This window comes from Bradyrhizobium sp. AZCC 1678, assembly GCF_036924765.1.
Classification (GTDB): Bacteria; Pseudomonadota; Alphaproteobacteria; order Rhizobiales; family Xanthobacteraceae; genus Bradyrhizobium; species Bradyrhizobium algeriense.
Genome location: NZ_JAZHSE010000001.1, coordinates 1,493,364 through 1,507,667 on the forward strand (window position 1 = coordinate 1,493,364; position 14,304 = coordinate 1,507,667).

Genomic DNA, 14,304 nt, shown 5'->3' on the forward strand with positions numbered 1-14,304 from the left:
CGGGAGCCCAGGGGAGTGTCAGACCGCGGTATCCTGTCGTCGTTGCGTTATCTGTTCGCGGATTTCATCGGCGAGGATGATGACACGCCGCCGTTTTTGCCCGAGGGATTGCCGGAGCCGGTGATGGCGGCGGCGAGCGACGCCATCCATCTCCTGATCGACTATCAAGGAACCAGCTACGCCGAGCTTTACGTCCATCGGCTGCGGCGGTTCGTCGGCAAGCAGGGCGTCGACGAGATGATGCTGACCGAAATTGCACGGCTGATGGCGGTGCGCATGACCTATGAAGATCCGATCCGGATCGCGCAGCTCAAGCTTGCCGAACTCGACGGCCGACCCGGCGCGCCGGCCGGATCCGTCGACGTCAAGAAATTCCGGTTAGAAGAATTGATCGGCGCGCTACCCGCTGTTATCGCCGAGTATCTGCTCGACGCACTCGAATGGGCGGGCTGGTTGCACAAGCGGGTCTCCATCCGGTTCAGTACGGCAAGCCGGTTCGGAATCCGCCGCCTCAAGATCGAGGCGGGGCTGCGGCGCTGGCGGCTGCTTTCGGTGCGTTACGCCAAGGAGCGGGTCTGGGTCGAACGCTGGCTGCACATGATCGACCGCAGCCTGACCAAGCAGCCCCAGGCCGCGCCCGCGATCGTGCAGACCGCGACCATGATCGAGGGATATGGCGACGTCTATCGTCAGGGCCTGGCGGACTGGAATGCGATCATCGACGGCCTGGTCAAGCCGACCTTCGATGGCGTGCTGGCGCTGCCCGATCTGGGGAGCGCGGTGACCGAGGCGCGCGCCGCCGCATTGCCTGACCCGCGGCAGGCGGCGCTCAAGCGCAAGATCGCTGAAATCCGGGCGCGGGTGCCGGCCGGCTCGAACGCGGCCTGATTTTACGCGCTCTGCGCGGTCTTCACAGCCACCACCTTGTCGTCCTGGGACGGCGGGTGCCGCTTGAGATGTTCACGGCGCAAGCCGATCTCGTCGCGCACGAATTCATAGCCGAGCTTGAAGGTATCCAGCCCGTCGCTACTGATGGTGCCGTCGCGCAACCCGATGACCACGCCGCGCAGGATCGTTTCCAGCTCGTCCTGAAGTTCGTCAAGGGCGTCCAGCGATTTGGCGTATTCCATGCGCTCGCCGATATCGAGAATGGCGGTTGCGAGCTGGCTGGCCTTCTCCGGCGCGATCCGGGTGACCTTGGTGTAGATGGCGGCAAAGATCGAGCCGATGATGCTGAGCGCGGCGAGCGCAACATACATCAGGTCGCTGTAGCGCTCGACAAAGGACTTGATCTCGTCGTTGATGTATTCGGCAGCGCCCGGATGCGCCACGATGAAGGCATCCTTGTCGGTCGCGGCCGGCTCGATCTTGGAGGCGAAGCCGTCGGTGAGCGCGAGCTCGGCCTTGTTCTCGTAGATGATCCGCGCCAGGTCGCTCACGGTCGTCGTCGAGAGCTTGGATTGGGCAACCAATAGCCATTCCAGCCCGATCGTGTCGACGTCTTCCGCAGGGACGGCGGGCGAGGCGGACAGCATTCCGGTCGCCACCGTTTCTTCTGAAATCGCCGGGTATTTCCTGGCGATCGCTTTCGCCGAATCGATCGCATTCAGGGTGAAACCGCCGCGCCTGGTATACTGCTCGTAGCTCTTGTCCTTCACGATCTGCGAGGCGTGCGCGATCTTGACCACGGCGCCGAATCCTGCGGCGAACAGCTGCTCGAAGGTCGCGCCCGGCGGCGCCATCTGGACCCGTGCCGCATCCGGGGTGTCGGAGAATTCGAGAATATTGCGCACCAGCGCAGCCCCGATCTCGCTGTCGGCTACGACCGCGATCTTCTTTTTCTTCAGCTCGGCAATGGATTTGATCTTCTTGCCGTTCGGGCTGATCAAGAGAAGCAAGTCGTGTTCGAGGATCGCCAGCGCGCGGGCGCGGGGCGGAATCCTGGCGTCGGTGCGCAGTATCGCGAGGTTGGCCTCCTTGCGGTCGAACTGCGACAGCGCCTTTGCATTGTCGCCGTTGGGCACGATCTTGAGTTGCAGCCGCGAGGAATTATTCTTCAGCACGGCCGCCAGCCGGGCGGCAAAGCGCGCCTCGGGGCCGTTGGCCTCGCCGACGGCAAACACCAGCGTCTCGGAATTGCGAACCCACGCCCGGCCACCCCACACCACGGCGGCGGTCAGGATCAGGGTCAGGATGGAAAACAGCAGGATCTGGGTCCGGTTGCTCTTGACGACCCGCGAACGGCGACGCGGCATTTCCGGATGCGGCGTTGGGGCTTCAGCACTCATGGCTCGTACCCGGAGGTCAGGGACGTGTCGCCGCCGAGCGGGCCGCAGGCCGTCCAAATGAATTCGTAAATGCCTAGAAAAGAACGATAATTTGCCCGACGGCCAATGATAGCCCGCTCCTATGGGATTGCAAACCGCGCCGGCCGGTAACCTTACCCCGCGAACCACGCTGCGCGCCGCGCCGCAGTATCGCAGTTCCGCCACACCGTGCGATTTTCAGACTACCCACAGGTGCATTCCGGCCCGGGAGATGTCATAAATAAAGGCAACGTTCGAACAGTCCGGGTTTGACAACAACATTGCGCTGACAGCCTAGGTCCCGGTTTTTCGCTACCTCTCCAGTCCCAGAAAAGGGCGTCAGCTTTGTTGTTTCCTTCGATGTCGTCTTCGGTCCCGGTAGGTGCGCTGATAGGATGGATGCTGCTTCTGACCGTGAAGCACATCATTGCCGATTTCATGCTGCAGAATTCCTGGATGGCGATCGGCAAGGATCAAAAGACCGGCTGGGCCCTGCCGCTATTGGCGCATTGCCTCGTCCACCTCGCGGTGGGGATGGCGCTGATCCTGATCGTCGCGCCGCGATTCTGGTTCGTCGCCTTCATCGACTTCGCGATTCACATCACCATCGATCGTATCAAGGGGATATTCGCTTCCCGCTACGGCGTGACGATGGAGAACGAGCATCCGTGGTTCTGGACGCTGATCGGCGTCGATCAGGCGCTGCACCACCTCACCGGTTTCGGCCTGTCGATCTTCATGGCGGCGAACTGATCCCGCGCGGCCGGCGGCAGCGGCCTCCCTGTTTCAATCCTGTTCCGGTATCGGAAGGCTAAGCATTCGCTCTGGTGCGAATCATGCTCCGATTTTCGATTCGGGTGTGTCTGACAAGACACCCGGAGCACTACTGATGCGCGTGGTTAACCTTTCATTAGAGTATTGCACTGCATCTTCCGCAAAGGGAGAACCCGCAATGTTTTCAAGCCGCGACGCCTTCGAGAACGACTTCTGTCCGGTCCGCGACGAGCTGCTTGGCGAGATGTATCGCGCCAATGCAAACGGCCTGCCGCTTCTGGTGGAGAGCGTTTCGTCCGAGGTCCGTGCCATGCTGGCGCTATTCTGCTACCGCCGCAGCCACCTCCACGCGCTGGCTGTTGCGATTGCAGCAAGCTGCACCGAACGCGAGCTGATTCATTTCGGCGGCCGGGTCGGTTCAACGCTCTATGCGCTGTCGCGCGAACCCGCCGCGCGTTCCGCCTCATCGTCATCCCACGGCGGCCGCAAGCCGATCACCCTTTCGACAAAGCCGCTCTCGACCTTCAAGCCGATCGAGGACGAAATCGACGACGAAGATGTTGCGCAAGCGGTGACGGCGTAATCTCTCCGCCCGTCGTCCCTGCAAACGCTAGTGCGAACGCAGGGACCCATAACCACCGGCCTGGATGGTTACGGAAGGCGTCAGCCAAACTACCTTATCGATAGATCACGCGGTATGGGTCCCTGCGTCCGCAGGGACGACGGGGAGCACCGGCAATCCGTGGCGCTTCCGCGCCATCGCGCATTCGACATCGCCGGGCATGCAGGTGCGGCACACTTCGGGCCGCACCGCATAGACCAGGCACGCCGTCTTCTCGCCGACCTTGCCTGACAGCGCCGAACAGCGGTCGCCGTCGCAGCGCATTCCCGACAATCTTTCGTTGACCAGCCCTTCCGGGATCAGGTCGAGCGCCGCATCGTCCTCGGTGGTGAAACGCGGCCAGTTCTGCGAGTAGCTGCAGCAGGCGCCGCAGGCCTGGCAGGGGTTTTCGGCGGTTCCTTGCATGCCTGCGTTTAGCCCGGAACGACGGCCGCGGCCAGCCACCCGCGTCAGGTATCCTTTTCAGGTATCCGTTTCAGGTGTCCTTGGGCGCTTCCCAGACCAGGCTGCGCCGCCATTTCGCCCGCAGGATGTCGCGCCGCTCCGGATATTTTTCGTCGTGGTAGACCGCGTCGACGACGCGGTCGGTGCGGAAACTGCGGAAATCCTTGCGCAGTTCACACCACGCCGCGAGTATCCGCACCGCCTCGTGATAGCCGACTGCGATCGGCCAGATCGTACGCTGGCTGCCGCGCCCGTGCTCGTCGCGATAGTTCAGCGTGATCTTTTTGCCCTCGTGAATCTGCGCGCGTGTCCGCACCATGTCGATGCGGTCGGGCTCCCGGTTCCATGCCGATCGGGCGCGGCTCGCGGGCTCCAGCACGAATGGCCGCAGGCGCTCCGGCACGGTTTCGGCGACTTTCGCCATCAGGTCCTGTGCGGCGCGCGCCAGCGCGGGATCGGCGTGGCCGACCACCCATTGCGCGCCGAGCACGCAGGCCTCGATTTCATCGGGCGTAAGCATCAAAGGTGGCAGATCGAATCCCTTTTCCAGGATGTAGCCCACGCCGGCTTCACCGCGGATCGGCACGCGCTGTTCGATCAACGTCGTTATATCGCGGTAGATGGTTCGCTTTGAGGTTTCCAGCTCGGCGGCGATGGCATCCGCCGTCAAAGGCTTCCTTGTGCGCCGAAGCACCTGAATGATCTGGAACAGCCGGTCGGCCCGTCGCATGGCGCGTTCTCTTTTCTAAAAAAGCACTCTTTTCTAAAAGCACCTGCCCGATGCTGACAGCATGTTGGCAGCAGGGGGTGGGTATATCGGGACAACACCTCAAGTGAAGGGAATTTGTCCATGACGATTTTCAGCGAATTCGGCTTCCGGGGAAGCCGCGGACCCCTCGAAAATGCCCAGGGATTTGCGTTGGAACAGCTGGTTTCCATCCAGTGCGTCACCACCGATCTGCGCTGGGCGATGGTTGAGCTGGCGTGGCGCTCATTGACAGCAATGTGCGCCTTTGCGCAAGGGCAGCTTGTCTCGTGGGTGCGCAAGGCCCGCACGCCGCGGCCAGAGGAGGGCCGTGGCCGGCATTGCTGCTGCTGACACCATGGTGGCAGCAGGGGGCCGCTAGCTTTGGGGCACGTTTTTGAAGGATCGGGAGACCAGCATGATTACCCTTTATGGCTTCGGCGCCGGTTTCGGCCTGCCGGAGATCAGCCCCTTTGTGACCAAAACCGAGGTCCAGCTGAAGATGGCCGGTCTTGCCTATCGCAAGGAGAAGGCCAAGCCGCCGGCTTCGCCGAAGGGGCAGTTGCCCTATATCGTCGATGAGGCCGAGACAATCGCCGATTCCACCTTCATTCGCGCGCATCTGGAAGCCAAATACGGTTTCGATTTCGATGCCCCGCTCAGCCTGCAGGCGCGTGCACAGGCCTGGGCGTTCGAGCGGATGATCGAACACCACGTCTATTGGGCGCTGGTTGGCGCGCGCTGGGTCGATGGCGACAATTTTGCCAAGGGACCCTCGCATTTCTTCGACAGCGCGCCGCTGCACTTACGCGAAAAACTGCGCGAGGACGCGCAGTTCCGCGTCGCCGAGAATTATCTGCTCAGCGGCCTCGGACGTCACGGCCCCGACGAGGACGTCGATCTCGCCGTTCGCTCGCTGTTTGCGTTGTCGGTGCAGCTTGGCGACAAGCCGTTTATGATGAGCGAAACGCCATGCGGCATGGACGCCACTGCCTTCGGCGCGCTCGCCGGAATCCTGACGCCGTTCTTCGAATCGCCGCTGCGGCAGCGGACCGAGCAGTTCGCCAACCTCACCGCCTATGTCGACCGGATGATGCTGCTGTACTACCCGGAATTCGCCTGGGCGCCGGTGCAGCAAGAGCAAGCCGCCTGATTACGGCATCGCCGGCGCGGGCTGGCCCTTCATTGCGGCCAGCTCCGCTTCGAGTTCGGCGATACGGGCATCGCGCAAGGCAAGCGCCTGCGCGACGTCAGCGGCGTCGAACTTCTGCGGGATATGCTGCGGGCAATTGGTGTCCCACGCTGCGATCCGAAACAGGATCACTTGCTCCGGGCGCGCCTTGTAGCCCTGCGGCATCAGCGATTTCGTCAGAGCGGGATCGTCTTCCACCACGCGCGCCTCGCCCCAGATCTTCACGCGGCGGCGATGCGCATAGTCCATCACGAAGATATGCGCCTTCGGATTCTCCGACAGATTGCCTTGGGTGATGTACTGCCGGTTGCCGCTGTAATCGGCAAACGCGATGGTGTTCTTGTCGAGAATCTTGATGAAGCCCTTCGGCCCGCCGCGGTGCTGGATATAGGGCTGGCCGTCCGCGGCAGCCGTCGCGAGGTAGAAGCTGTTGGTCTCGGCGAGGAAGCTGGCGAGATTTTCGTCGATCTCGGTGCGCCAGCCGCCGCGCGCCTCGACATTTGCATAGGCCTCGCGCGAGCCCTTGCGGGTCTGGATCGCCTTCACCGCCGGGGTAAAGGCGACGTCGCTGGAATAGGTGTGAACGTCAGACATCTGAGCCTCCCGTGGGGCGCCAAAACGGTCGTCCTTCCGCTTCAAGATGGATGTTCAAATAACTAAAACAATCTTTGGAATTGACACTTCACTATTGCGGATTATTCAATAGTTGAATGGACCGGATCGATGCCATGCAGGCTTTTGTCGCCGTGGCCGACCTGCAGGGTTTTGCCCCCGCGGCCCGGAAGCTCCGCCTGTCGCCATCTGCTGTCACGCGGCTGGTTGCGGCTCTGGAGGATCGTCTCGGCGCGCGGCTTTTGCAGCGGACCACGCGGCAGGTGACGCTGACCGACGCCGGCGCGCGTTACCTGGAGCGCGCGCGGCGGATTTTGGCCGATATCGGGGAGGCCGAAGGTGCCATCGAGGGCGAGCGCACGCGGCCGGAGGGGCAGCTCGTCATCTCGGCGCCGGTCGGGTTCGGCCGGCTGCACGTCGGCGGAATCGTGACCGCCTACCTGAAGCGCTATGGCGACGTCGGCGTCGATCTCCGTTTGTCGGATCGCATGATCAACCTCGTCGAGGACGGTGTCGATCTCGCGGTCCGGATCGGCCATCTCCCCGATTCCACCCTGGTAGCCCGCCATGTCGGCGAGATGCGGCGGATCGTGGTGGCCTCGCACGATTATCTTAGCGCGCGCGGCGAGCCGACGCGGCCGCAGGAGATTTCCGCGCATGATACGATCCAGTTCGGCGCCATGACGGCGGCGCTCGACTGGCGCTTCGTCGAGGACGGCGAAGAGATCCGCGTCGCCGGCACGCCGCGCTTCGCCACCAACAGCTCGGACGCCGCGATCCAGTATGCCGAAGCGGACGGCGGGCTGACGCGGGTGATGGCCTATCAAGCCGCCGAATCGCTCAAAGCAGGGCGGCTCAGGATCGTTTTGGCGTCGTTCGAACAGCCGGCGATGCCGATCCAGATCGTCTATCCGACGTCGCGGCTCTTGTCGGCCAAGGTGCGTACGTTCATCGATCTCGTGACCGAGATGGCCGACTGGCATTTTGGCTAGCTCACCGGTTCCTTCTTCGGCACCACGCGAAACGTCGCGTTGGCCCGCGCGATCACGACACCGTCGGCCTTAATCAAACTCTGCGCAAAACAGATCGTCTTGCCGGTCTTGACGACATCGCTCTCGACCGCGAGCCATTGCCCGACCTCGGCGGTCCCGACGAAATCGACCGCGAGCCCGATCGTCACCAGCGACGACACCCCGCCCATCACATGGGCGCAGCTATGGCCCATGGCGCCGTCGGCAAGCGCGGCAATCAAGCCGCCATGGATCATGCCGCGGCCGTTGGTGTGCGGCTTTGCCAGCCGCAGCCCGAGGATCACGGCTTTGCCGGTCCGCTTTGAATACAGCGGCTCCCAGGGATCGGTCAGTGGGCTCTTGCGGGTGTGGCGCTCAAAACCTTCGGGGATGTCGGGTGCGGTCATGTGCGGCTCGCGGGTTGACGATGTTTCTCGTCATTGAACGCTATCGGGGTGTGCAGCGCATCACCTACAAAGTTTTAAACGGGATTTGGGCGGGTGTTTGAAATGGGATGACGGTGGCACGCTAAGCGCGAAGACTTCGTAGGGTGGGGCAAAGCGAAGCGTGCCCACCATTCTTGCGGAGTGCTTGATGGTGGGCACGGCGCAAACGCGCCTTTGCCCACCCTACAGGTTCAAAACGGCAGCCCCACATAATTCTCCGACAGCGAAGCCGAAGCCGCTTTCGAACTGACGACATATTCCAGCTCCGCAAGCTGAATCCGCGCGCCGAATTCGCCCTCGTCGGGGAATTTGTGCAGCATCGAGGTCATCCACCAGGAGAAGCGTACCGCCTTCCAGACCCGCGCCAGCGCTTTCGCCGAGTAACCGTCGATGCCGGCGGAGGATTTCTCGTCATAATATTCGCGGAGCGCCTGCGAGAGGTAATGCACGTCGCTGGCGGCCAGGTTCAGCCCCTTGGCGCCGGTCGGTGGCACGATGTGGGAGGCGTCGCCGGCCAAAAACATCCGGCCGAACCGCATCGGCTCGGCGACGAAGCTGCGCAGCGGCGCGATGCTCTTTTCGATCGAGGGGCCGGTGACGAGTTCGTCCGCCGCCTTCTGGTCGATCCGGCGCTTCAGTTCGTCCCAGAACCGCTCGTCCGACCACTGGTCGATATGATCGTCGAGCGGACACTGCACGTAATAGCGGCTGCGGCGCGTCGAGCGCATGGTGCAGAGCGCAAATCCGCGTGCGTGGTTGGAATAGATCAGCTCAGAGCTGACCGGCGGGGTCTCCGACAGGATGCCGAGCCAGCCGAACGGATAGATCCGCTCATAGGTCTGGATCGCCGACGGTTTTACGCTGGCGCGGCTGACGCCGTGGAAGCCGTCGCACCCGGCGATGAAGTCGCATTCGATCTCGTGCGTGAGGCCGTCCTTGACATAGGTGACGCGCGGGCGGTCGGTATCGAAATCGAGCGGTTTGACGTCGGCGGCCTGGTAGACCGTGGTGAGGCCGGCCGCCTTGCGGGCGTTCATCAGGTCGAGCGTTACTTCCGTCTGGCCGTAGATCATGACGGTCTTGCCGGTGGCGGCGTGCATATCGATGCGGTGGCGGGCGCCGCCGAACGCGAGCTCCACGCCATGGTGGACCAGCCCCTCGCGATGGGCGCGCGCGCCGGCGCCGACCTCGTCGAGCAGCGCCACCGTGCCTTCTTCGAGCAGGCCGGCGCGGATCCGGCCGAGCACATATTCGCCCGTCTGGCGCTCGAGAATGATGTTTTCGATGCCGTAAAGGTGTAATAGTTGCCCAAGCAACAATCCTGCCGGACCTGCACCTATGATTGCTACTTTTGTCCTCAATACCCGCTCCTCCCGGTATTATAGGTTAGGGTCCGCAGGTAGCGGTCCCCAGACTAGCAGTGGTAGTTATATCATATAACGGTTTTGGCAAAGGACATTGGCGCAAAACAATACGGGTGTATTTCGCGGCGGTGCACCTATAGCAAAACAGCGGGGAGAGCAGGCGCCGCGGCCGAATGTCCGCCTTGAAAACACCGGCGACTTAGATAACATGTTAACTAACAACATCGGGCATCGAAAAGAGCCCACGTGCCAAGGGAGAAAATGTCGATGAGGAAAACATTTCTGGCGCTGCTGCTGGCCGCCAGCGTGACGCCTGCGGTGGCGCAGGAGAAGAATATCGACCTCAAGATTTCGCACTGGGTGCCGGCTTCGCATCCGCTGCAGAAGTCGCTGGAAGACTGGGCGGCCGCGGTCGAGAAGGATTCCGGCGGCACCATCAAGTCAAAAGTGTTTCCGGCCCAGCAACTCGGCAAGGCGTTCGATCATTACGACATGGCGCGCGATGGCATCGCCGACGTCACCTACGTCAACCCCGGCTATCAGCCCGGCCGCTTCCCGATCATCGGCGCGGGCGAGCTGCCGTTCCTGATGTCGGATGCCAAGGGTGGCTCGATGGCGCTGGACGAATGGTACCGCAAATATGCCGAGAAGGAGATGAAGGACGTCAAGTTCTGTCTCGCCTTCATCCATTCGCCGTCGTCGTTCCATTCGCGCACCAAGAAGATCGTGGTGCCTGACGACGTCAAGGGCATGAAGATCCGCCCGGCGCACGCCACCATGGCCAACTTCGTCACGTCGCTCGGCGGCACCAATGTGCAATCGTCGGCGCCGGAAGTGCGCGACATCATCGAACGAGGCGTGGCCGACGCGGTCACCTTCCCCTGGGGCTCGCTGCTTCTGTTCGGCATCGACAAGGTGACGAAGTACGACATGGAGGCGCCGCTCTACGTCACGACCTTCGCCTTCGTCATCAACAAGGACAAGTACAACCAGATGTCCGACAAGCAGAAGAAGGCGATCGACAACAATTGCAACACCGAGGCCTCCGGCCGTGTCGGCGAGTACTGGGGCAAGATGGAAGATGCCGGCATCGCGAAGATCAAGGCGGACACCAGCCATGAGGTCTACAAGCTCACGCCCGAGCAGATCGCGCTGTGGAAGAAGGCTTCCGAACCACTGACCAAGACCTGGGGCGACGGCGTCAAGAAGAACGGCGTCGATCCCGATCCGGCAATGACGGAGCTGCGCACGGCGCTGAAGAAGCACAATGCGCTCGCGGAATAGCCTGATCCCGTAACCCCGGCGCGGCGGGATCTCGGCCGCGCCTTTTCCTTACCCCCTGGAGCATGATCCGGAAAAGTGGATACCGGTTTTCCGAAAGAGATCATGCTCAAACAGAAAACAGTCAGCCTCTCGGAGCCGCCATGAGTCGCGCGTGGATGGACCGATTCATCGACACGATCGAATGGATCGCAGCCGCCTTTGTCGGCATCGTTGCGCTGAACATTTTCCTGGCCGTGATCCTGCGCAACACGCTCAGCTACAACATTCCGGACTCGTTCGATATCGGGCGCATGCTGCTAGGCATTTTGATTTTCTGGGGCATTGCCGCCACCAGCTATCGCGGCGGCCACATCACCGTCGATCTGGTCTGGGCCAATGTCGGTCCGAAATACCAGCGCATGATCGACGTGTTCGCAACCCTGGTGCTGTTGTTCGTGGTGTCGGTGCAGACCTGGACGCTGTTCGACAAGGTGCGCGGCACCTATAACGACAACGTCCTCACCTTCGACCTGCACATGCCGACCTGGCCGTTCTTTGCCGTTGCCTGGGCCGGCGATGGCGCTGCGGTGCTGCTGATCGCGATCCGCACCTATCGCCTGATCTTCCATCCGGAAGAGATGCAGGAAGAACCCAAGATCAAGGCCGTGGAGTAGGCGATGAGCACAGACGCGGTCGCCGTCCTGGGATTTGTCGCGCTGTTTGCGCTGATGCTGCTGCGCGTGCCCGTGGGCATGGCGATGGGGCTCGTCGGTGTCTGCGGTTTTGGTTACCTCGTCGGCTTCGCGCCGGCGCTGAAACTGGTCGGCCAGACCTCGATGCGCACGGTGACCGACTACACTTTTGGCGTCATCCCGATGTTCCTGCTGATGGGCACCTTCGTCAGCAATTCCGGCATGAGTCAGGAGCTGTTCCGCGCCGCCAACGGCTTTGTCGGTCATCTGCGCGGCGGGCTCGGCATTGCCACCGTCGGCGCCTGCGGCGGCTTTGCCGCGATCTGCGGCTCGTCGGTCGCGACCGCCGCAACCTTCTCGGCCGTGGCCTATCCGGAAATGCGCCGCTTCGGCTATCCGCAATCCTTCGCCACTGGCGTGATCGCGGCCGGCGGCACGTTGGGCGCCATGCTGCCGCCGTCCACGGTGCTTGCGGTCTACGGCATCATCACCGAGCAGGACATCGGAAAACTGTTCATCGCCGGCATCATTCCCGGCATACTCGCGATGACCATGTACATGCTGACCATCGCGCTGATCGGCTGGTTTCGGCCTGATTTCCTGCCGAGGGGCACGCCGATCCCGTGGCGCGAGCGCTTTGCGGGCCTGAAGAGCATCTGGGCCCCGGTACTGCTGTTCATCTTCGTCATTGGCGGACTTTACGGCTTGCCGTTTCTGCCGCGCTTTACGCCGACCGAGGCCGGCGGCGTTGGCGCCACTGGCGCGTTCCTGATTGGCCTGCTCACCGGACGGCTGAACAAGGAAAAGATCCTCGCGTCGCTCTTGCAAGCCACCCGCACGGCGGCTGCCGTCTTCACCGTGCTGATCGGCGCGCTGATCTTCGGCTATTTTCTGACGGTGACGCAGACCCCGCAGAAGGTCACGGAACTTCTCACCGGCCTTGGGCTCGGTCCCTACGGCATTCTTGCTCTCATCATGGTGATGTATCTGGTGCTGGGCTGCCTGATGGACGCCATGGCCATGATCATCCTCACCGTGCCGATCATCTTCCCGGTCATCACCCATCTCGGCTTCGACCCGATCTGGTTCGGCATCATCATCGTCATGACGGTCGAACTCGGCCTGATCCATCCGCCCGTCGGCATGAACGTCTTTGTCATCAAGAGCGTGGTGAAAGACGTGTCATTCTCGACGATCTTCCGCGGCGTGATCCCGTTCGTCGTGACCGACCTGATCCGGCTGGTGATCCTGATCGCATTTCCGATGCTGGCGCTTTGGTTGCCGACCCGCATGGCGGGATAGGGTTTGCGCCATGACCCCGCAGCTTTCGACCAAATACGTCTTCACCATCACCGTGCGGATCGGCGAGGTAACCTCGGCGGGTGATATCGGCACGGGCGTGCGCCGGATCATTCCGATAACAGGCGGCGAGGTGAAGGGCGAGGGGATCAACGGCGAGGTCTGCGCCTTCGGCGCCGACTTCCAGATCATCCGCCCGAACGAGCTGATCGAGCTGGAAGCCAAATACGCCTTCGAGACCGACGATGGCGCGGTCATCTATGTCGAGAACAAGGGCCTGCGCTTCGGCCCGGTCGAACTCCTGCTGAAGCTCAAGCGGGGCGAGCCGGTCGATCCCAAACTGATCTATTTCCGCACCGTGCCGAAATTCGAGACCGGAGCGGAAAAATATCGCTGGCTGATGCAAAACCTGTTCATCGGCTCCGCCGCCCGCCACGCCGACCGAGTGGTGATCGACGTGCATCAGGTGTTGTGACGCTTTCTTACCCTCCCCTGGAGGGGGAGGGTCGGCTCACATTGAGCGCAGCGAAAACGTGAGACGGGGAGGGGTGATCTCTCAACTCGGGCGCTGTTGGATGTGGAAAGACCGTCACCCCACCCCGCTACGCATTCCGCTTCGCTACATGCGTAGCGACCCTCCCCCTCCAGGGGAGGGTGAGCAGCTGCGCCGTATTGACTCTCGCCAAGATCGTTATAAAATATAACTATTCTGCACAGGAAGTAATACAGGCCCATGGGAAACGCCACCACCGCCGCTGCGGGTCAATCCGACCTGCTCAAGATCGAGCAGACGGGCGCGGTGCTGACCGTTGGCCTCAACCGCCCGGCCAAGCGCAATGCGCTGAACGACGGCATCATCCTCGCGATCCAGGATTGCTTCTCCAATCTTCCAGAGGGGACAGGCGCCGTGGTCATCCATGGCGTCGGCGATCATTTCTCCTCCGGCCTCGATCTGTCCGAACTGACCGAGCATGACGCGACCGAGGGCCTGCGGCACTCCCAGATGTGGCACCGGGTGTTCGACCGCATCCAGTATAGCCGCATCCCCGTGATCGCGGCGCTGAAGGGCGCGGTGATCGGCGGCGGGCTGGAACTCGCCTGCGCGGCGCATATCCGCGTCGCCGAACCATCGGCCTATTTCGCGCTGCCCGAGGGCCAGCGCGGCATTTTCGTCGGCGGCGGCGGCTCGGTGCGGCTGCCGCGGCTGATCGGCGTGGCGCGGATGATCGACATGATGCTCACGGGGCGGGTCTATTCGGCCACCGAAGGCTCGGCCTATGGTTTCTCGCAATATCTCACCGAAGCCGGCGGCGCGCTGCCGAAGGCGCTGGAACTGGCCGAACGCGTGGCTGCGAACGCGCCGCTGACCAATTTCGCCGTGCTGCAGGCATTGCCGATGATCGCGGAGGCCAATCCACAAACGGGCCTTTTGATGGAATCCCTGATGGCGACGGTGGCGCAGAGCGACAAAGAGGCAAAGCGCCGCATTCGCGCGTTTCTCGACCACAAGACCGCAAAGGTGAAGCCGACCTGAC

At 62.4% G+C, this 14,304-nt stretch carries 17 protein-coding genes; 11 read left to right on the forward strand and 6 right to left on the reverse strand.

The annotated features are described in order from the left end of the window. Positions 1-15: 15 nt before the first annotated feature. Positions 16-888 (forward strand): DUF6537 domain-containing protein, encoded by an 873-nt coding sequence (locus tag V1294_RS07080; protein ID WP_334496017.1) that lies wholly within the window; start codon positions 16-18, stop codon positions 886-888. 2 nt (positions 889-890) lie between these two features. On the opposite strand, the gene V1294_RS07085 is transcribed toward V1294_RS07080, so the two are convergent. After that, complete coding sequence (locus V1294_RS07085; protein WP_334476742.1) at positions 891-2,288, reverse strand: TAXI family TRAP transporter solute-binding subunit; 1,398 nt, start codon at positions 2,286-2,288, stop codon at positions 891-893. A gap of 417 nt (positions 2,289-2,705) precedes the next feature. On the opposite strand from V1294_RS07085, the gene V1294_RS07090 reads away from it, so the two are divergent. Both V1294_RS07090 and V1294_RS07095 read left to right on the forward strand, forming a co-directional pair. Continuing rightward, positions 2,706-3,059 (forward strand): DUF3307 domain-containing protein, encoded by a 354-nt coding sequence (locus V1294_RS07090; RefSeq protein ID WP_334476744.1) that lies wholly within the window; start codon positions 2,706-2,708, stop codon positions 3,057-3,059. A 199-nt stretch (positions 3,060-3,258) separates the two neighbouring features. Beyond that, a complete protein-coding gene (locus V1294_RS07095; RefSeq protein WP_334496020.1) occupies positions 3,259-3,663 on the forward strand; it encodes a hypothetical protein in 405 nt (134 codons plus the stop codon). 105 nt (positions 3,664-3,768) lie between these two features. On the opposite strand, the gene V1294_RS07100 is transcribed toward V1294_RS07095, so the two are convergent. Together V1294_RS07100 and V1294_RS07105 are read right to left on the reverse strand one after the other, a co-directional pair. Then, positions 3,769-4,107 (reverse strand): YkgJ family cysteine cluster protein, encoded by a 339-nt coding sequence (locus V1294_RS07100; protein WP_334496022.1) that lies wholly within the window; start codon positions 4,105-4,107, stop codon positions 3,769-3,771. 70 nt (positions 4,108-4,177) lie between these two features. Further along, positions 4,178-4,876: a helix-turn-helix transcriptional regulator gene (locus V1294_RS07105; protein ID WP_334476750.1), complete on the reverse strand. Its 699-nt coding sequence runs from the start codon at positions 4,874-4,876 to the stop codon at positions 4,178-4,180. A gap of 120 nt (positions 4,877-4,996) precedes the next feature. Between V1294_RS07105 and V1294_RS07110 the strand changes: the two genes are divergently transcribed. Together V1294_RS07110 and V1294_RS07115 are read left to right on the forward strand one after the other, a co-directional pair. After that, positions 4,997-5,245 carry a hypothetical protein gene (locus V1294_RS07110; protein ID WP_334476752.1) on the forward strand — a complete coding sequence of 83 codons (249 nt, stop codon included), beginning with the start codon at positions 4,997-4,999 and terminating at the stop codon, positions 5,243-5,245. 64 nt (positions 5,246-5,309) lie between these two features. Then, positions 5,310-6,044, forward strand: a complete 735-nt coding sequence (locus V1294_RS07115; RefSeq protein WP_334496024.1) for a glutathione S-transferase family protein — start codon at positions 5,310-5,312, stop codon at positions 6,042-6,044. On the opposite strand, the gene V1294_RS07120 is transcribed toward V1294_RS07115, so the two are convergent. Continuing rightward, entirely contained in the window at positions 6,045-6,677 is a 633-nt protein-coding gene (locus V1294_RS07120; RefSeq protein WP_334496026.1) for a pyridoxamine 5'-phosphate oxidase family protein, read from the reverse strand. A gap of 116 nt (positions 6,678-6,793) precedes the next feature. Between V1294_RS07120 and V1294_RS07125 the strand changes: the two genes are divergently transcribed. Next, complete coding sequence (locus V1294_RS07125) at positions 6,794-7,687, forward strand: LysR family transcriptional regulator (protein ID WP_334496028.1); 894 nt, start codon at positions 6,794-6,796, stop codon at positions 7,685-7,687. Here V1294_RS07125 and V1294_RS07130 read toward each other — a convergent pair. Together V1294_RS07130 and pobA are read right to left on the reverse strand one after the other, a co-directional pair. Then, positions 7,684-8,112 (reverse strand): PaaI family thioesterase, encoded by a 429-nt coding sequence (locus tag V1294_RS07130; protein ID WP_334496030.1) that lies wholly within the window; start codon positions 8,110-8,112, stop codon positions 7,684-7,686. The genes V1294_RS07125 and V1294_RS07130 overlap by 4 nt on opposite strands. A 230-nt stretch (positions 8,113-8,342) precedes the next feature. Beyond that, the gene (gene pobA, locus V1294_RS07135) at positions 8,343-9,512 is read right to left on the reverse strand and encodes a 4-hydroxybenzoate 3-monooxygenase (RefSeq protein WP_334496032.1); all 1,170 of its coding nucleotides are present in this window, start codon (positions 9,510-9,512) and stop codon (positions 8,343-8,345) included. A gap of 270 nt (positions 9,513-9,782) precedes the next feature. Between pobA and V1294_RS07140 the strand changes: the two genes are divergently transcribed. The 5 genes from V1294_RS07140 to V1294_RS07160 all read left to right on the forward strand — a co-directional run bounded on the left by V1294_RS07140 (position 9,783) and on the right by V1294_RS07160 (position 14,303). Beyond that, entirely contained in the window at positions 9,783-10,799 is a 1,017-nt protein-coding gene (locus V1294_RS07140) for a TRAP transporter substrate-binding protein (RefSeq protein ID WP_334496034.1), read from the forward strand. 140 nt (positions 10,800-10,939) lie between these two features. After that, the gene (locus tag V1294_RS07145; RefSeq protein ID WP_334496036.1) at positions 10,940-11,452 is read left to right on the forward strand and encodes a TRAP transporter small permease; all 513 of its coding nucleotides are present in this window, start codon (positions 10,940-10,942) and stop codon (positions 11,450-11,452) included. A gap of 3 nt (positions 11,453-11,455) precedes the next feature. Beyond that, positions 11,456-12,772: a TRAP transporter large permease gene (locus V1294_RS07150; RefSeq protein WP_334496038.1), complete on the forward strand. Its 1,317-nt coding sequence runs from the start codon at positions 11,456-11,458 to the stop codon at positions 12,770-12,772. Positions 12,773-12,782: 10 nt separating this feature from the next. Next, on the forward strand, positions 12,783-13,244 hold the full coding sequence (locus tag V1294_RS07155; protein ID WP_334496040.1) for a DUF3237 domain-containing protein: 462 nt from the start codon (positions 12,783-12,785) through the stop codon (positions 13,242-13,244). Between the two features lie 258 nt (positions 13,245-13,502). Beyond that, positions 13,503-14,303: a crotonase/enoyl-CoA hydratase family protein gene (locus V1294_RS07160; RefSeq protein WP_334496042.1), complete on the forward strand. Its 801-nt coding sequence runs from the start codon at positions 13,503-13,505 to the stop codon at positions 14,301-14,303. Position 14,304 lies beyond the last annotated feature (1 nt).